The following is a 17,923-nucleotide window of genomic DNA, read 5'->3' as shown; positions in this document are numbered from 1 at the left end:
GGGTAAATGTGCTGTAGAATGTTTCGTTTTAGAAGGGGGAACTGACATGAGTGATGATCAAAACAAACGAGTAAATGAACACTCAAAGGACGAACAGCTGGAGCAGTACCGATCTGATAACAGCGGCAAAAAAATGACGACCAATCAGGGGCTTCGCGTGTCTGAGGATGAGCATTCTTTAAAAGCGGGCGTCCGCGGCCCCACGCTGATGGAGGATTTTCATTTTCGTGAAAAAATGACGCACTTTGACCACGAGCGGATTCCGGAACGGGTTGTTCATGCACGCGGGTACGGCGTTCATGGGCATTTTCAGGTGTACGAACCGATGACGGAATATACACGGGCGAAATTTTTGCAGGACCCGTCTGTCAAAACACCTGTTTTCGTCCGTTTCTCAACAGTGGCAGGCTCCAAGGGGTCAGCCGACACCGTCCGTGACGCCAGGGGATTTGCGACGAAGTTTTATACTGAAGAAGGGAACTATGACCTCGTCGGAAACAATATTCCGGTGTTCTTCATTCAGGACGCGATCAAATTCCCGGATCTCGTTCACGCCATAAAACCGGAACCGCACAATGAAATGCCGCAGGCTGCGACGGCTCATGATACGTTCTGGGATTTTGTCGCAAACAATCCTGAATCCGCGCACATGGTCATGTGGACGATGTCTGACCGCGGCATCCCGCGAAGCTATCGGATGATGGAGGGCTTCGGTGTGCATACGTTCCGTTTCGTCAACGAGAAAGGAAAAGCGCGCTTTGTCAAATTCCACTGGAAACCCGTGCTCGGCGTTCATTCCCTCGTATGGGATGAAGCGCAGAAAATTGCCGGGAAAGATCCCGATTTCAACCGCCGCGACCTGTGGGAAACGATTGAAAACGGCGGCAAAGTCGAGTATGAGCTCGGTGTTCAGATGATTGACGAAGAAGATGAATTTAAATTTGATTTCGATATCCTTGATCCGACGAAGCTGTGGCCGGAGGAGTTGGTTCCCGTCAAGCTGATCGGAAAAATGACCCTCGACCGCAATCAGGACAATGTCTTTGCGGAAACGGAACAGGTCGCCTTTCACCCGGGAAATGTCGTGCCGGGCATTGATTTCACCAATGATCCGCTTCTTCAAGGCCGGCTTTTCTCTTATACAGATACACAGCTCATCCGTCTTGGCGGGCCGAATTTTCACGAGATTCCGATCAATCGGCCGGTCTGCCCGTTCCATAACAACCAATACGACGGCTACCACCGGATGACGATTAATAAGGGACCTGTCGCCTATCATAAAAATTCCCTGCAGAACAATGATCCGTCGCCGGCCTCAGAAGAAGAAGGCGGATACGTTCATTACCAGGAAAAAGTAGAAGGCAGAAAAATCCGCCAGCGCAGTGAGAGCTTCAATGACTATTTTTCTCAGGCCAAGATGTTCTGGAACAGCATGTCTCCCGCCGAGAAAGAACATATCATCTCCGCGTTCTGTTTTGAAGTCGGAAAAGTGAACAGCAAGGATGTGCAGCAGCAGGTGGTTGATGTCTTCAGTCACGTCGACGCCGGGCTTGCCGAGCGTGTTGCGAAAGGAATCGGCGTGAACCCGCCGCCGAAGGACCGTGAATCTAATGAAACGTTCACTTCCCCGGCCTTAAGCCAGGAAAACACGGTGAAGACGGCAGCGACAAGGCAGGTTGCGGTTTTAACCGACCACGGGTTTTCTGATGAGCAAGTCAAACAAGTGCTTGACGCATGCAAACAGGCGGGAGTCAGAGCCGATATCATCAGTCCTGTGCTTGGAACCGTTAAGGGAGAAAACGGCACGGAGCTCGAAGCGTCAGCCACGTTCCTGACAGCGGATTCCGTCCTGTACGACGCTGTTTTCATTCCGGGCGGAAAACAAAGCACAGACAGCCTCAAAGCCCAAAAATCGGCCAGAGACTTCGTCAACGAAGCTTTCAGCCATTACAAAGCGATCGGCGCCTCCGGTGAAGGAAAAGAACTTCTCGCCCTCGCCGCCGGAACCGAAAGCGGCCCCGGTCTTGTTCCGGACGGAAACCATGAACAATTTCTGAAAGCCGTGGCTGAGCATCGGCATTGGCACAGAAACATATAAGAATGAAAAAGCGCCTTTTTATGAGAGGGGCGCTTTTTTCTTGTGAAAGAATATTGGGAGAAAACGAAATTGCTTCCGTGCAAATCCGTACCTTCCGCTGTCCGGGACAGTCAGGGCATTGCATTATTTAAAGCAGGCGGGTTGATGAAATAATATGTTTCACCCTCTTTGGTTTACTTCCGCTCTGTGTTTGTGTATCTTAGGGGTAGATTTTCTGGAGGAGCGATTGATAGTGAAGCCGTTTACCGAAAAACAACTCGAAGAATATTACCGGCGTGACGAAAACATGATGATTTTGGTGTTTGCCCAATGGTGCGTCAATCATGACCTTGATCCGATGGCCATTTACAGCAAGGCTTACCCCGGACAGCCTTTAAACGAAGAGCTGCGAAAAACGGCTGAAGAGCTTGTCGTGCCGAAGGAGGAATCAGAACCGATTCCTGATCAAACCGTCATCGGCGTTTTGGAGATGTTCGGCAACTCCGATTTGGCGGAAGCCGTTTATGAAGCCATTGCGCAAAGACCTTCACGGTAAAAGAGGCGTGGATTATCCATGTCTCTTTTTTCATGGAGAAAATGTGAAAGAAGGCCCAGAAACAATTTGCTGATCTGCGCTGTCTATAGAGTGTAAACCGTTTTCAAAAAGGGAACGGTAATGAAAAGGAGGAGTTGTGATGAAAAAAGCATTCAAAATGATGGCGGCCGTGCTCTTAACCGTGCTGACAGCCGCGCCGTTCGGAGGTTTCGCGCCTTCAGCCGAGGCCGCGCAAACCGCAAAGCCCGTCGTCAAAAGCCAGACGTATAAGCATGTAAAGCAGCTGACGTACCCCGAGGTCACAAATACGGGAAACGCATCTTTTGAAAAGAAAATCAATCAGGACTTCAAACGCTATATTGAAAACTCGTACAAAGAATATGTAAAAAACAAAAAAGACGGTGAAAAACAAGGCTACAAAGCGGAATACCAGGCAGATTTCAAGGTGAAGTATAATCAAGGCGGCAAGCTCAGCATTCAGACGGAAAACTACAGTTACACAGGCGGCGCACACGGGCTGACAGCCGTTCAGACCTTTAATTACGACCTGGCCGCAAAAAAACGGGTCACACTCAATGATGTGCTGAATACAAAAACGAAAGCCAACAAAACGAGAGACTATCTTTACGGCTACATTAAGAAACATAACGATCTGTTTGACCAGGACGTCAAAAAACAAGAGATCATCCTCAATAACGAAAGACCTTTCTTCTTTACGAAAAACGGCATTGCCGTTGTGTTCGGACAATATGATCTCGGACCGTACGCGGCAGGAATCCGGGACGTTTTCGTGCCTGCATCCGTCTATCAATAAAAAAAAGCGATATCACTCCAAAACGGAGCGGTATCGCTTTTTTTCTTTTACCAGACAAACAATCCGACAATCGCTGCGCTCAATAAGGAAACGGCAATTCCGCTGACAAGCAGCTTCCAGACGTTTTTCCCGATGATGGCTGATTTTTCACCATCAAGCAGAGATTGATAAGATCCGTAGATCATACCGATGGTGCTGAAGTTTGCGAATGATGTCAGGAATGTCGTAGCCACGGCAATCGTGTGCGGCGGAAGTGATTTCAGCTGCCCTTTCAGATCGGCCATTGCCACAAATTCATTCGTCGCGAGCTTGATGCCCATCAGCTGTGCTACATACATCGCGTCATGTACGCCTAATCCGAGAAGGAAGGCAAACGGACTGAAGATGTATGAGAAAATCTTTTGAATGGTCAAACCGTGCATGAACAGTCCGAGTACGCCGTTTAACGCAGCCGTTAACGCCACATATCCGATTACCATCGCTAAAATAACAATGACCATGTTCATGCCGACAAGCATACTGTTAGAAATCGTGGAGAAGAAGTCTTTTTTCTCCGCTTTTGAAGGAACGTAAATAATATCATCCTCTTTAGAAACGTCCACGGGATTCAGCATATTGGCGATTAAAAGCGCGTTTAAGCAATTCAGCGGGATGGCTGTAAACACATAAGTGGACGGAACCATCGTCAAGTACGATCCGATGATCGAACCGCTGATGCTGCTCATGCTCATCAGCCCGAATGTCAGAAGCCGATTGTTGCTGACGGCGGCAAGCTGCTGGCGGATGACGGCTAAAGCTTCCGTATTTCCTAAAAACATCATCTGGATGGAGAAAAAGCTCTCCAGCTTCGGCAGACGGGATATTTTAGAAATCAGCCAGCCGATTTTATCAATGAGCCACGGCAGAATACCGAAATACGACAGCATATCAAAGAAGGTCACGACGAAGATAATCGGCAGCAATGCGCTGAAGAAAAAATCAACCGTCGGGTTCGCCATGACAGACGGAAAGGCGAAGGCAATCCCTTGACTGGCGCAGGAAATCAGCCATGTAAAGAACGCGCCGATCTTCCCGATGACAAAGCCGCCGACTTTTGTCCCTAACATAAACCAAGTAATCAGAAACTCAAAGACGAGGAGCATAACAATCGGACGCCATTTAATCTTCTTCTTGTTGGGTGAGCATAAGAAAACAACAGCCATGACAACAATGAGACCGACAATGTTCAATAAAAAGTACATGTGAGCAACTCCTATAAGGGTATTATGGAAATAAAAAAAGCTCTTATTCGTCACAAATTCCTGAAAGCCAGAAAGTGTGATAAATAAGAGCCAAAAGAAAAGAATAGACTGACAGCATCATATGCTTTTCACTCGTTCAAATTTATGCAAACTTTCTTGTAGTCTAGTCTTTTACGGCACTAGGTAGAAACAATCAGACCATATTACTGATCATATACAAGAATAACGATATTACATGAGATAGCAGTATTTTATCGTTTCAATTTTTGAAAATCAACCTTTTTAGATATTTTCAAAATAATAAATTTATATTATAAATAAAGAAAATAAAGGATGTTCACAAGTAATTGGATAATAAAGGTATAAAAGCCCCCGAAAAATAGTTCCGGTTCATTGTAAAGACGGGATGCAGCTGATAAAATGGATCTGAGGGCACCGCCTTCAAAAGACGGCAGAAAAGGGGTCATTTTCATGATCATTCAGTTCATTCGTTACAGATAATGAGAGGTATAGATAAATAGGTTAAACTTCCAATTTTGCGAGGTTTATTTGTCTATGCCTTTTTCATTTCATCGGAATAACGAATGAATGAGGTGTTTTTATTGACGTCTATAAAAAGAAAACGCGCGGAATTACTGCAATCATGCCAGTCCGTATTCAGGTGTCCGCTATGCAGTTCGGCCATGGCGGTCTCACAATACAAAAGCTTGATGTGCGGACACGGGCATACATTTGATATATCAAAGCAAGGATATGTGAATTTCCTCAATAAATCGGTCAAAACCCGCTATGACAGGCGGCTGTTCGAAGCGAGACGCGCTCTTTTTGACAGCCGGGAATTTTTTGTCCCGGTTCAAAAGGAGATCGCCGCCATCATCAGCCGCATTCAATCTCCGCAAACAACGGCGGCGATATTGGATGCGGGATGCGGAGAAGGTACTCATTTAGCCGCCGTATGCAAATGGCTTCAGCCCGCTTTTTCCGTGACGGGAATCGGCATTGATCTTTCGAAAGAAGGTGTGCTGCATGCCGCAAAGGCCTTCGGGGATCATTTGGTTTTTGCCGTTGCTGATGTGGCGGATGCGCCGTTTGCCGACAGCTGTTTTGATGTCGTGATGTCTGTTTTATCACCTTGGAATTACAAGGAATGCAGCAGGCTTTTACGAAAGGGCGGCACAGTCATTAAAGCGGTGCCGCGGCGTGATTATTTGAAGGAAGTAAGGGAATTCTTCTTCGGAGACAGTCCTCGGCGGAATGACACCGCCGATTCTGCGGCCGGACGATTCCAAGCGGGCTTTCAAACCTTTGAGCGCAAACGGCTGTGTTACACGAAGACCTTATCGCAGCCTGACCTCGAGCGGCTTGTGAAAATGACGCCCTTAACATGGAAATGTACTGATGAAAGCATCCGGCGGTTTATCAGCCGAAAAGCGGCGGATATTACGATAGATATCGATATTTTAATCGGAACCGGTCCTCTGTAAACAGAAAAGACACGCTGATTGCGTGTCTTTTTTTATTTCCAGACTTCACCGGCAATGCTGACGACATGACGCAGTTTCGCCCATTGCTGTTCTTCTGTGATCAGGTTTCCTTCCTCAGTGGAGGCGAATCCGCATTGCGGGCTGAGGCAAAGCTGATCCAGGCTGACATATTGTGAAGCTTCTTCAATCCGGCGTTTAATCGCGTCCTTGTCTTCAAGTTCGCCATGTTTTGATGTAATCAATCCAAGCACAAGCTGAAGATCAGAGCGTTTGACATAGCGGAGCGGTTCAAAGCCGCCGGAGCGGGAATCATCATATTCCAGGAACAATCCGTCAAGGTCAAGCCCGTCAAAAATCGTTTCAGCCGCTGCATCATAGCCGCCTTCAGCCGTCCATGTGGATTGGAAGTTGCCGCGGCAGATATGCATCGTAACCTTCAGATCGTCAGGGCGGTCCTTGATCGCGTCATTAATGGAAGCGGCAAACAGCTTGCGCAGCTCATCCGGCGTTGTGCCGAAATCTTCAATCTGACGAAGCCCCGCTTCAGATAAGAAAACGGCCCATGCGGTGTCATCAAGCTGAAGGTAGCGGCACCCGGCGTCATAGAAAGCTTGAATCGCTTTTTTATACGCTTTTGACACATCGTGCTGAAATTGTTTGTAATCATTCTGGTAGTCCGCTTTTTCCAATTTTCCGCGGAAAAACAGCATATTCGGACTTGGGATGGTCATTTTCGGAACAGCATCGCCGGCAATGCTGTGCAGGAATTTATAATCTTCGAGCATCGGATGCTGAGAAAAATCAATATCACCCGTTACTTTAATGCCGCGCGCTTTCGTCCGTACGTTGTGAAACTGAATGCCGCTTTCAGGCGTAAATGCCTCAACCCCGTCTAAATTTTCGAGAAAATCAAAATGCCACCAGGCACGGCGGAATTCGCCGTCAGTCACGACATTGAGGCCGGTTTCTTTCTGCTTTTCCACGCTGCGGATGATTTCTCTGTTTTCGATTTCGCGCAGCTGTTCTGCCGAAATCTCACCCGCCGCTCTTTGCAGGCGGGCTTGCTTCACAGCCGCCGGCCGCAGCAGGCTTCCGACCTGATCCGCGCGAAACGGCGGGTTTTTTCTTAGAAGAGTATGCGATGGTTGTTCTGTGTTTTGCTGTGACATGAACGATTCCTTCTTTCCTGATGAAATATAAAAAAACTCTTCCCTCGGATAGGGAAGAGCTTGCGTCCGCAAATCTCAACCTTATCTTCAGGATTTAGCACCATTCTGCTGAACAGCGGTTGCCGGGTATCATAGGGCCAGTCCCTCCACCTCTCTTGATAAGGAAATATGCTATTTTTCAGAATAAACTGTAATACTCTTAATCTTAGTATGTTTTCTCATATTGTCAATATATTTCGATAAATATTTTTATTTGTCACCCTCAAATAGAATCATATCTATCACGATGGCGATGGCAAGACAAAGAGCAATATCCTCTTCCTTTTCAATCTGCAAATGATAGGAATCGCCCCAGCTCATCCATGATTTGGTGACGGTCATCCGGTTTGATTTTCCGTCTGTCACTTGAAAATTCCGGCCCCACACATCGCCGGTAAGATTCCAGCCGAGTCCGGAAATTTCAAATTTCGGTTTGAAAAACGTGACTTTCTTGATGACTTGGCAGACGGGTTTGCCGCTGACGGAAATCTCGTAACGGGGAACGAGCGACATCAGTTTCTGATTGACGCTGGCGAGCGTGCGGCCGTCCAAATCAGTCAGCTTCAGTTCATCACCGAATGAAAACAGCTTTCCTTCAACATTGTAGACTTCTTTTCCGCTTTCAAGAAACACTTGAAAACGATTCTTAAACGTAAACATTCGCTCTTTGATGTAAAAATGGTACATAAAAAAACTCCTTTTTTATGTTGTACGAAAAAAGGAGGCGGAAGGTTTCATATCGGCCGGGTGCATAAAAAAAGGCTGCCGATTTTGCGGCAGCTGTCGTTTTTATGATAGCGGCATCCGGCGTTTTTGACGGATCGCATTTAAATCAATGATGTTATTCGTGTCGGCAGCTGTCACCAGCGGGCTTGTCTTTGGCGTTTTCCGGCGGTTGTCCTTACTGAAAGAGAAAACAAGATACCCTGTCAAAGCAGCGAAAATAAGTAGCATCATTTTACATACCTCCCAAAAAAAGTTTTGGTATTATTATTGTACGAAAAAACAAACGAAAAGTATTCAAACAATTGTCACTTTTTTAAAAAATAACGTCATTTTCCGTAAAAATAACTATGGGTTGAAGAAATTTTGCTCTTGTTGTGGTTCTATAGATTGTATCGGCTGATGAATGATGATCGTTTATATAACTTTTTTACTATTTTTTGTAAGTGTCTAATTAACTACTTCGGTGTTTTCGTTTGCTTTGTGTTATTCAGTACCCTAAAAAACCTTATGATATGCAAAATAACTGCTTCTAACAGATGACTGCGAGTTGACAGCGCTTTCTTTATTTTTTTAAAGAAAACGAGATGTTATCTTAAAAAAATCGTTTGAACATTTTCCGCAGTTTTTTAAAAGGGTTTGATTTTGTCTCCAGTACACGCGGGTCTTTTAAGGTTTTTTTCAATTCTTTCGCTACAGTCCCTCTTGCCATAGTCTTCACTCCTTCTTTCCATTTCATACCTTATATACGGAAAGAAAGAAGGAAAGGTTTCATGTGAAAGAAAAAAACCAAAGCAGGGGGCTTTGGTTTTAAGCGCGCTCTTCAAAGAGCCTGGCGATTTCAACAATGACGTTTACCGCCTTTTCCATATGATCGACGGAAATGTATTCATATTTTCCGTGGAAGTTTTGGCCGCCCGTGAAAATGTTCGGTGTCGGCAGTCCCATGTAAGAGAGCTGTGAGCCGTCGGTTCCGCCCCGGATCGGTTCGATAATCGGTTCGATGTCGAGGTTTTTCATGGCTTGATACGCGACATCGACTATCTCTTTGACCGGTTCGATTTTTTCTCTCATGTTGTAATATTGATCACGCAGTTCAAGCTTGATGCTTTCCTTGCCGTATTTGGCCGCCAGCGCATCGGCGGTTTTCTGCATATATTCTTTTCGTTCTGCGAAGCGGTCTCTGTCAAAATCTCTGATGATGTACGACAGGGCGGCTTCAGAAACGTCTCCGTCCATGGAAAGTAAATGATAGAAGCCTTCATACCCTTCCGTATATTCCGGCGCTTCTTCTTTCGGCAGCGCGTGATGAAATTCCATCGCGATTTTTGAAGCGTTGACCATTTTGTTTTTCGCCGTTCCCGGGTGGACGCTTTTTCCGTAACAAGTAAGCTTTGCGGCGGCTGCGTTAAAGCTTTCATATTGCAGTTCGCCGAGGGGGCCTCCGTCTATCGTGTAGGCGAACGCGGCGTTGAAGCGGCCGACATCGAATTTGTGAGGGCCTCTGCCGATTTCTTCATCAGGCGTGAACGCGACTCGGATCGTTCCGTGCTTGATGTCCGGATGTTTGATCAAGTACGCCATTGCCGTCATGATCTCGGCAATGCCCGCTTTGTTGTCGGCTCCGAGCAGCGTCGTGCCGTCTGTTGTAATCAGCGTCTGGCCTTTATAGCGGGAAAGTTCCGGGAATTGCTCAGGCGACAGGACGACATTGAGTTTGTCATTCAGAACGATATCATGCCCGTCGTAGCTTTCAATAATCTGAGGATTCACATTTTTTCCGGTAAAATCGGTCGCGGTGTCCACGTGAGCCAGAAAACCGACAGTCGGCACGTCTTTATCCGTATTCGCCGGCAGAGTCGCCATGACGTACCCGTTGTCATCGACTGTAATTTCTGTCATGCCGATCGACTTTAATTCATCTGCCAGCATGTTGGCCAATGTCAGCTGGCCGGGGGTTGAAGGGCAGTTTTCATTGTTTTCGTCAGACTGTGTATCGACTTTTACGTAAGAGGTAAAGCGTTCAATGATTTCATTTTTCATACCGTCATCTCCTTTGTCTTATCTTACCATGCGCGGGGGAGGGATTTCTATTTCACAACCCGTTTGAATCGAGGGCTCTGTTTTTTACGCGAATGAAAATAAATTATGAAGAAACGATGACTAAACGATTAAACTTTTTGGAAATGGATGATTGAGGAAGAAAAAACCGATATAATATGGTCAATTCATTCAATAGGGGAGGCTTTCTTCATGGCGATTTTAGTGACAGGCGGAGCGGGTTATATCGGAAGCCACACATGTGTCGAGCTGTTAAACGGCGGCTATGACATCGTGGTTCTGGATAATCTGTCAAACAGTTCACCGGAAGCATTGGAGCGTGTGAAAGACATTACCGGAAAAGGGCTTGTGTTTTATGAAGCGGATCTCCTTGACCGTGACGCCGTTCACCGGGTGTTTGCTGAAAATGAGATTGAAGCCGTCATTCATTTTGCGGGATTAAAAGCCGTCGGTGAGTCTGTGGCTGTTCCGCTCCGTTATTATCATAATAATCTGACGGGAACGTTTATTTTATGTGAAGCCATGCAGGCACACGGTGTGAAAAAAATCGTCTTCAGTTCTTCAGCGACGGTTTACGGCGTTCCGGAAACAACGCCGATCACTGAGGATTTTCCTTTAAGCGCCACCAATCCTTACGGGCAGACAAAGCTGATGCTGGAACAGATTTTACGCGATCTGCATAATGCGGACTCTGAATGGAGCATTGCGCTGCTCCGCTACTTTAATCCGTTCGGCGCGCACCCGAGCGGCCGGATCGGAGAAGACCCGAACGGCATCCCGAATAATTTAATGCCGTACGTCGCACAAGTCGCTGTGGGCAAGCTTGAGCGATTGCAGGTGTTCGGCAATGATTATCCGACAAAGGACGGCACCGGCGTGCGGGATTACATCCATGTCGTTGACCTTGCCGAGGGCCATGTCAAAGCGCTCGAAAAGGTGCTGAACACAACGGGCGCCGACGCCTATAATCTCGGCACAGGAAGAGGCTACAGCGTTCTGGAGATGGTCAAGGCGTTTGAAAAAGTATCAGGAAAAGAAGTGCCGTACCGTTTTGCCGACCGGCGCCCGGGAGACATCGCCGCATGCTTCGCAGACCCGGCCAAAGCGAAGGCTGAATTAGGCTGGGAAGCAAAGCGCGGGCTTGAAGAAATGTGCGCCGACTCTTGGAAGTGGCAGTCCTCCAATGTGAACGGGTACCAAAAGGTGTAAAAAGAAAGAGACCTTCAAATGATGAGGGTCTCTTTTGTTATGATGATTATTTAATTTTCACTTCAACATCGTTGCTGAACTTTAATTTCCAAGTGCCTTTAGAGTATGCGTTTTTATCCACTTCAAAAGCTTTTACGTCAGTCACTTTAATGTTCGGGTTCAAGTCACTTAAAATTTTACTGTTGTCTACTTTTGTTTCTGTTGCATAGCTTGAAGAAGCATCAATATCTGAATCATAAGATGTTCCTTTAGAATCTACTAATTTCGCTCTTGGAATGGAGAAAGAGCTTAACGGCTTGTTTGAAACATTTTTAACCGTGTATTGAACAGCTACGATAACGCCGCCGTCAGACGCTTTTTTCTCGACAAATTGAGAGCCTACTGAATCTCTTTTTTCCACTTTCGTAACAGTAACTTCAGTTTTCTCAGTCTTAACAGTGTCACCGATGTTATACAGTTTTTCTTTAGATTCCGCAGCTTTTGAAGACGCAGTTTTAGATGATGAAGAACCGCCTCCGCCGCCGATGTTTACGAGAATGATAATAACCACCACTGCCAGAAGCAATGTGATGATTTTATGTCTCATGAAAAAGTTTCTCTGATCTTTACCGCAGTTTGGGCATTTTTTAACGCCTTTAGCGATTTCTTTGCCGCACGCCTTACAAGACACCAGGTTGCCTGCCATAATATTTCCTCCTATGTAAACTATTTCTTAAAAACTACATACTATAATGCCTGTAAAATAACCTATAGTCAATAATATTTTGAGAAAAAAAGTATTTTAATGATTTTTTAGTCATGTATTTTAAGGTCCTTTTTAGTATCGGCAGATCGTTCGCATTTTCCATAGGTTTAATGAAAAAAGAGTGGTTGAACATGTTCGTGATTTCCCGTATAATCTTGAAAGATAATATAAAAACTGAACATAAAAAACAGTGGTTTTCTAGGGTTCCGCAATGCTGAATTGGTCTGGACCGAGAGAAAACACACAGCAGGTTCCTGCTGTGACACGTTGGGATAAAAGCCCGGGAGTTTCTGCTCTTTTAATGAAGAGTGCTCTCCCGGGCTTTTTTGATTTTATAAAAAAGGGAGTGTCTGGGATGAAAAAGAGATTGCTGGATGTGCTGATGCTGATTATTGGAGCTTTTATCTTTGCTTTGGCCGTTAATTTATTCGCCATTCCGAATGATCTTGGAGAGGGCGGGGTAACGGGAATCACCCTGATCTTGTACTATGTGTTTGAATGGTCGCCCGGGGTGACGAATATCATTTTGAACGGGATTTTATTGATTATCGGATATAAATTTTTAGACGGAAAAACAACGCTTTATACGATCATTACCGTTGTCGCCAACTCACTGTTTCTGCATCTGACGCATGATTGGCACTCGCCTTCACATGAACTCATTATTAATACTATTTTTGCGGGTGTGTTTGCCGGTGTCGGAATCGGGATCATTATTCGAGTCGGTGGCACGACTGCGGGTTCTGCCATTTTGGCGAGGATTGCGAACAAATATCTCGATTGGAATATCAGCTATGCGCTTTTGTTCTTTGATCTGATTGTCGTCTTCAGTTCTTATTTCATCATCGGTGCGGAAAAAATGATGTTTACCATTGTTATGCTGTACATCGGAACGAAGGTGATGGACTTTATCATTGAAGGCCTGAATACGAAAAAAGCGGTGACAATTATATCTGAGCATAAGCACGAAATCGCTGAACAGGTCAACACGCTGATGGACAGAGGGGTTACGCTGCTGTCGGGTAAAGGAAATTACACGGGGCAGTCGAAGGAAATTTTATATATCGTCATCCAGAAACAAGAGCTTTCCATGCTCAAAAAAATTATTAAAAGCTGTGATACAAAAGCGTTTGTCATTGTTCATGATGTGCGTGATGTCTTTGGTGAAGGCTTCGTCGATATCTCTAAATAAAAAGGATCCCTCTGCCGGCGCGGAGGGTTTTTTCTTATGCCGGCAGAAGCGGTTATGATTCGTTTCCCGGGAAATAGCCTGAAAGCTGTTTCTTAAAACGAAGTGGATACAATCGGCCGGACGTTTTATACTGAAAATATGATAGAGCGATAGAAAGGAGCGCATATGAACCCGTTATTGGCAATTTACCCGAGGGCTGTGTTGTCTGATACGTGCTGTACGGCGGAGGATGTCTTTTGCTTTTATGATGAGAAAAGGCGGGTCTATGTCGCCATTCCGAAGGAGGATATCACCCCGAAGGAGAAACTGCTTCTGGAATCATTTTTGACGCCCGCTGAAGAAAAAGGCGTTTTTTTTCCGGAGACGGCGGCAGCAAAGAGGTGGCGGCGTTTTCTGCTGGAAGAAGGTCCGGTGCCTGATGTCAAGGAGCCGCGTGTCCGTTTTATCCATTATGACTTATTGGGAGAACGGGACTGGGGGGCATTCACAGAAGCGCTGCGCCATTTCTGGCCGGTTTCATATACAGTTGTCCGGACGGGGAGGGATCATGGCGTGATTGTGGAGGAAGAAAAGCTGGAAGCGCCAGATTCGGATGACATCGCATCTTTTGTGAAGATTCTCGAAGGCGATTTTTATTTCAGTGTTCGTTTTTTCGTCGGAAGGTATTACTGCAAGGGGGAACGTCTGCGCCTTCATTATCAGAGAGAACAGCAATATTGTCAGATCGGCCGGCGTCATCTCCCGCAGCTGAGCACGCTGACCGCGGAAACGGTATTTCCGGCCATGCTCACGGAGGAAAGCAGAGAAAAGCTCTCAGCCTTGCTTCACGAAGAAGCGGCGCTGCTGTTTCAGAAAGAACCGGAGCTGAAGCATACGATTCAGACTTTTATTGAACATAACTCGAACATGTCGCTCACATCGAAAAAACTGCATTTGCACCGCAACAGTCTTCAATATCGGATTGATAAATTTGCGGAACGCTCAGGTATTGATATTAAGACATATCGGGGCGCCCTGCTGGCTTATTTCATTTGTCTGCAATATGAAAAATCACATTAAATGGGAAATGTGCACGAAGGCAGCGGACTTTTTTTATGAACATTGCCTATATCCGCCGCCGTCTGACGCTGTTACAATCCTATTTAAGAAAGCGTTTACAAATAAAGGGGGATATACATGGCGGAACTTCGGCTCGAGCATATTTATAAGTATTACGATCAAAAAGAAGCGGCTGTCGATGATTTTAACCTTCATATTAAAGATAAAGAGTTTATCGTGTTTGTCGGTCCGTCGGGTTGCGGCAAGTCGACAACTTTGCGGATGGTAGCCGGGCTGGAAGACATTACGAAGGGCGATTTCTATATCGGTGACACGAGAGTGAATGACATCGCTCCTAAAGACAGGGATATCGCCATGGTGTTTCAAAACTATGCGTTATATCCGCACATGACGGTCTATGATAATATCGCATTCGGTCTGAAGCTGAGGAAGATGCCGAAACCGGAGATTAAAAAACGGGTTGAAGAAGCGGCGAAAATGCTGGGGCTCACAGAGTATCTGCACCGCAAACCGAAGGCGCTCTCCGGCGGACAGCGTCAGCGGGTTGCATTAGGGCGGGCGATTGTCAGGGACGCCAAAGTGTTCTTAATGGATGAGCCGCTGTCAAATCTGGACGCAAAGCTTCGGGTGCAGATGCGGGCAGAAATTATTAAGCTCCACCAAAGGCTGCAAACAACCACAATCTATGTGACGCACGACCAAACAGAAGCACTGACGATGGCGACACGCATCGTAGTCATGAAGGACGGAAAAATTCAGCAGATCGGCACCCCGAAAGAAGTGTATGAACATCCCGAAAACGTATTTGTCGGCGGGTTCATCGGTTCTCCGGCGATGAACTTTTTCAAAGGAAAGCTGACGGACGGCGCCATTCAGATCGGTTCAGCCGCTCTCAGCGTGCCGGAAGGGAAAATGAAAATGCTCCGGGAAAAAGGGTATGCCGGCAAAGATATCATCTTCGGCATCCGCCCGGAAGACATACATGACGAGCTGATTGTGGTAGAATCTTATAAGAATTCATCCATCACAGCTAAAATCAATGTCGCGGAATTGCTCGGGTCAGAAATTATGGTTTATTCCCGGATCGGGGATCAGGATTTTATCGCCCGGATTGATGCCCGCCATGACATTCGTGCCGGTGAGGAATTGACCGTCGCTTTCGACATGAATAAGGCTCACTTTTTTGACAGTGAAACAGAAATCAGAATCCGCTCATAACGCAAAGCCGGACAGCTGGATGTCCGGTTTTTTTGATGTAACAATTTATGACGCATAACCGATATAAAAAGTAAATAGAAGACAGAAAGCAGGAAAACGATGAAACGCATGATCATGTGCATGTGCCTTTTGGCTGCCGTGTTTACACTTGCCGCCTGCTCGGGCCATGAGGCAAGCGCCGAACAAAGCATTCCGAAGGCAGAAGCGCACAGCGAAAAAAAGTCCGTAAAGAGGCAAATCAAAAAAGAGCCGGATACGTCCGTCTGGGTTCAAACGAAAGGGACGGCGAGACTGCCGATTCTGATGTATCACAGCATTTCAGAGGGAAACAGCCTGCGTGTGCCGAAGGAAGAATTCCGGCAGCATATGAAGTGGCTTCATGATCACGGCTATTATACGATGACTCCTGAAGAAGCCTATCTGATGCTGACGGAGGATAAGGAGCCGCGTGAAAAATGTGTTCTGATCACATTTGATGACGGCTATACAGACAATGTGAAAGCGGCCTATCCCATTTTAAAGAAATACAAGATGAAAGCGACAATCTTTATGATCGGAAACTTTATCGGGCATAAGAATCATCTGACTGAGAAGCAAATGAAGGAGATGGCCGCCCACGGCATTTCCATTCAGAGCCATACGATGAACCATCTCGAATTGAACGGGCTCACACCGCAGCAGCAGCGACGTGAAATGAAGGACTCTAAGCGTTTATTTGATCAAATGTTCGGGCAGCGGACGTCTATGATCAGCTACCCTGTCGGACGATATAATAAAGAAACATTTAAAGCCGCCGCCTCGTCAGGCTACCGTATGGCGGTCACGACAGAGCCGGGAGCGGCGTCTAGAGATCAGGGGCTTTACGGGCTTCACCGCGTCCGTGTGTCGCCGGGCATGTCCGGCGCGGCATTCGGCTCTTATATTCAAAATGTGATGAAATAACAAAGCCTCCGCATATGCGGAGGCTTTTTTTCAGTTTAATAGAATTGATGAAGCAGCAGAAGGGTGACGCTCACGGTAATCGCTCCGCCGATTCTGGTCGACACTTGGGCGAACGGCATAAGCTCAAGCCGTTCAGCGGCGCTCAAGATCGCGACGTCGCCGGTGCCGCCCTGGCCGGAATGGCAGGCATTAATAACCGCCGTCTCAATCGGGTACAGATTCAGCCATTTTCCGGTCAGAAAACCGACGGCCATCATCGTGACGACGATTGATAAAATGGTAATGATGTTGCTGATCGTAAACGCCGCAATCAGTTTGTCCCACGGTGTCATTGAAACGCCGATCGCAAATAAGAGCGGATAGGTCACGGCTGTCGAGAAAAAGCGCGAGACGCCGAAGGCTCCGTTTTCAATCGAAGCCGGCGCCAGCCTGAACAGCTTAATGAGAACGGCAAGGACGAGCATCACGACTGGAGCCGGAAGCTGAAAGAAATCATGCGCCAGCATGCCGACCAAATAAAGGGAAACCGCTAAAATACCGCCCGAAGCGAAAAAGGACAAATCAAACGTTTTATCATCGGCCGGCTGTTCCAATGCGGGAGCGGAATGATCAGACTTATCAACCTTCCCGTTGCCCGTCCATTCCGGTTTGCGTTTCCCGATGACATTCAGCAAACCCGATAACATAATGGCGCACAGGCTGCCGAGCATGATGGACGGCAGCACAAGCGCAAAGGCGTCTCCCTGGGACATCGGCATAATATCGGAGTAGCCGATGGATAAAGGAATCGCGCCTTCACCGACACCCCCCGCCATAATCGGAACGACGATATAAAGCAGCGTGTGCTGAAAGCCGAGCCCGAGCAGCGTCCCGACGCATAAGCCGACGATGGCGGCCGCGATAGACCCGGCGATCAGCGGAATAAAAATCTTAACGAAAGCTTTGACGAGCGTCTCTCTTTTCATCCCGAGAATACTGCCGACGACGATACCGGCAATAAATAGATAGAGAAAGTTGGAGCTTTCCGTGAATTCTGTTGTTGAAGTAATAATGTCTTTCGGAAGCAGGTGGTAGTAGACGACAGCGGATGGAATAAAGGTTGCGAGAATCGCAGGGCCGCCGATGGACCGCACGATCGGAATGGATTTTCCGATCTGGCCGAAGGTAAATCCGAAAAAACTCATGACGGCAATTGATGTCAGAATGTCGCTTTTTACATCACGGCTCATGACAAACACCGTAATAAGCAAGAAAAGCAGGATATAGATAGGAAGAGGAATAATGCCGATTCTTATATTCATTGCTCTGGCAAACCAGTTATCAGTCCGTTCCTGTTTTTGGATTGAATCCGTTTGCAATTTTGGTTGAAGTTCTCCCATGCTTGTTCCCCCAGT

Annotated in this window: 16 protein-coding genes and 3 riboswitches; of the genes, 9 read left to right on the top strand and 7 right to left on the bottom strand. The window is 46.7% G+C overall.

Going from position 1 to position 17,923, the window contains the following annotated elements; genetic code table 11:
• The first annotated feature begins 46 nt into the window (after positions 1–46).
• The 3 genes from L3V45_RS18560 (at position 47) to L3V45_RS18550 (ending at position 3,447) form a co-directional block, all read left to right on the top strand.
• Complete coding sequence (locus L3V45_RS18560; protein ID WP_201489119.1) at positions 47–2,098, top strand: catalase; 2,052 nt, start codon at positions 47–49, stop codon at positions 2,096–2,098.
• 286 nt (positions 2,099–2,384) lie between these two features.
• Positions 2,385–2,633, top strand: a complete 249-nt coding sequence (locus L3V45_RS18555) for a hypothetical protein (RefSeq protein WP_046341506.1) — start codon at positions 2,385–2,387, stop codon at positions 2,631–2,633.
• A gap of 139 nt (positions 2,634–2,772) precedes the next feature.
• Entirely contained in the window at positions 2,773–3,447 is a 675-nt protein-coding gene (locus L3V45_RS18550; protein ID WP_003150773.1) for a DUF3298 and DUF4163 domain-containing protein, read from the top strand.
• Between the two features lie 47 nt (positions 3,448–3,494).
• On the opposite strand, the gene L3V45_RS18545 is transcribed toward L3V45_RS18550, so the two are convergent.
• Positions 3,495–4,688: a NupC/NupG family nucleoside CNT transporter gene (locus L3V45_RS18545; protein WP_003150774.1), complete on the bottom strand. Its 1,194-nt coding sequence runs from the start codon at positions 4,686–4,688 to the stop codon at positions 3,495–3,497.
• 139 nt (positions 4,689–4,827) lie between these two features.
• A riboswitch (purine riboswitch) is annotated at positions 4,828–4,928 on the bottom strand.
• Between the two features lie 362 nt (positions 4,929–5,290).
• On the opposite strand from L3V45_RS18545, the gene L3V45_RS18540 reads away from it, so the two are divergent.
• Positions 5,291–6,172 carry a methyltransferase domain-containing protein gene (locus L3V45_RS18540; protein ID WP_021734073.1) on the top strand — a complete coding sequence of 294 codons (882 nt, stop codon included), beginning with the start codon at positions 5,291–5,293 and terminating at the stop codon, positions 6,170–6,172.
• 32 nt (positions 6,173–6,204) lie between these two features.
• Here L3V45_RS18540 and L3V45_RS18535 read toward each other — a convergent pair whose 3' ends face one another.
• The 4 genes from L3V45_RS18535 to pepT all read right to left on the bottom strand — a co-directional run bounded on the left by L3V45_RS18535 (position 6,205) and on the right by pepT (position 10,146).
• Entirely contained in the window at positions 6,205–7,341 is a 1,137-nt protein-coding gene (locus L3V45_RS18535; protein ID WP_234949512.1) for a 5-methyltetrahydropteroyltriglutamate--homocysteine S-methyltransferase, read from the bottom strand.
• A 78-nt stretch (positions 7,342–7,419) separates the two neighbouring features.
• Positions 7,420–7,506, bottom strand: a riboswitch (SAM riboswitch).
• 84 nt (positions 7,507–7,590) lie between these two features.
• The gene (locus tag L3V45_RS18530) at positions 7,591–8,067 is read right to left on the bottom strand and encodes an LURP-one-related/scramblase family protein (RefSeq protein ID WP_003150780.1); all 477 of its coding nucleotides are present in this window, start codon (positions 8,065–8,067) and stop codon (positions 7,591–7,593) included.
• A gap of 102 nt (positions 8,068–8,169) precedes the next feature.
• Positions 8,170–8,337, bottom strand: coding sequence for a hypothetical protein (locus L3V45_RS18525; RefSeq protein ID WP_003150808.1), 168 nt, complete (start codon positions 8,335–8,337; stop codon positions 8,170–8,172).
• 576 nt (positions 8,338–8,913) lie between these two features.
• The gene (pepT, locus tag L3V45_RS18520; protein ID WP_003150810.1) at positions 8,914–10,146 is read right to left on the bottom strand and encodes a peptidase T; all 1,233 of its coding nucleotides are present in this window, start codon (positions 10,144–10,146) and stop codon (positions 8,914–8,916) included.
• Between the two features lie 210 nt (positions 10,147–10,356).
• Between pepT and galE the strand changes: the two genes are divergently transcribed.
• Entirely contained in the window at positions 10,357–11,373 is a 1,017-nt protein-coding gene (galE, locus tag L3V45_RS18515; RefSeq protein WP_032857205.1) for a UDP-glucose 4-epimerase GalE, read from the top strand.
• Between the two features lie 46 nt (positions 11,374–11,419).
• Here galE and L3V45_RS18510 read toward each other — a convergent pair whose 3' ends face one another.
• Complete coding sequence (locus L3V45_RS18510) at positions 11,420–11,959, bottom strand: DUF4352 domain-containing protein (protein ID WP_119834765.1); 540 nt, start codon at positions 11,957–11,959, stop codon at positions 11,420–11,422.
• Positions 11,960–12,305: 346 nt separating this feature from the next.
• A riboswitch (guanidine-I (ykkC/yxkD leader) is annotated at positions 12,306–12,407 on the top strand.
• Between the two features lie 66 nt (positions 12,408–12,473).
• Here L3V45_RS18510 and L3V45_RS18505 point away from each other — a divergent pair.
• The 4 genes from L3V45_RS18505 to L3V45_RS18490 all read left to right on the top strand — a co-directional run bounded on the left by L3V45_RS18505 (position 12,474) and on the right by L3V45_RS18490 (position 16,529).
• On the top strand, positions 12,474–13,310 hold the full coding sequence (locus L3V45_RS18505) for a YitT family protein (RefSeq protein WP_003150818.1): 837 nt from the start codon (positions 12,474–12,476) through the stop codon (positions 13,308–13,310).
• Between the two features lie 165 nt (positions 13,311–13,475).
• Positions 13,476–14,369 (top strand): PucR family transcriptional regulator, encoded by an 894-nt coding sequence (locus L3V45_RS18500; RefSeq protein WP_003150820.1) that lies wholly within the window; start codon positions 13,476–13,478, stop codon positions 14,367–14,369.
• A gap of 117 nt (positions 14,370–14,486) precedes the next feature.
• The gene (locus L3V45_RS18495; RefSeq protein WP_014306096.1) at positions 14,487–15,587 is read left to right on the top strand and encodes an ABC transporter ATP-binding protein; all 1,101 of its coding nucleotides are present in this window, start codon (positions 14,487–14,489) and stop codon (positions 15,585–15,587) included.
• 99 nt (positions 15,588–15,686) lie between these two features.
• Positions 15,687–16,529, top strand: coding sequence for a polysaccharide deacetylase family protein (locus L3V45_RS18490; protein ID WP_234949511.1), 843 nt, complete (start codon positions 15,687–15,689; stop codon positions 16,527–16,529).
• A gap of 35 nt (positions 16,530–16,564) precedes the next feature.
• Here the strand turns inward: L3V45_RS18490 and L3V45_RS18485 are convergent, their stop codons facing one another.
• Positions 16,565–17,908 (bottom strand): citrate/malate transporter CimH, encoded by a 1,344-nt coding sequence (locus tag L3V45_RS18485; protein ID WP_014306094.1) that lies wholly within the window; start codon positions 17,906–17,908, stop codon positions 16,565–16,567.
• Between the last annotated feature and the right edge of the window lie 15 nt (positions 17,909–17,923).

Origin of the sequence: Bacillus sp. R45, assembly GCF_021729365.1 — a bacterium.
GTDB lineage: Bacteria > Bacillota > Bacilli > Bacillales > Bacillaceae > Bacillus > Bacillus velezensis.
Note: the sequence above shows the minus strand (reverse complement) of the source record. Positions and strands in the feature narration are given on the sequence as shown.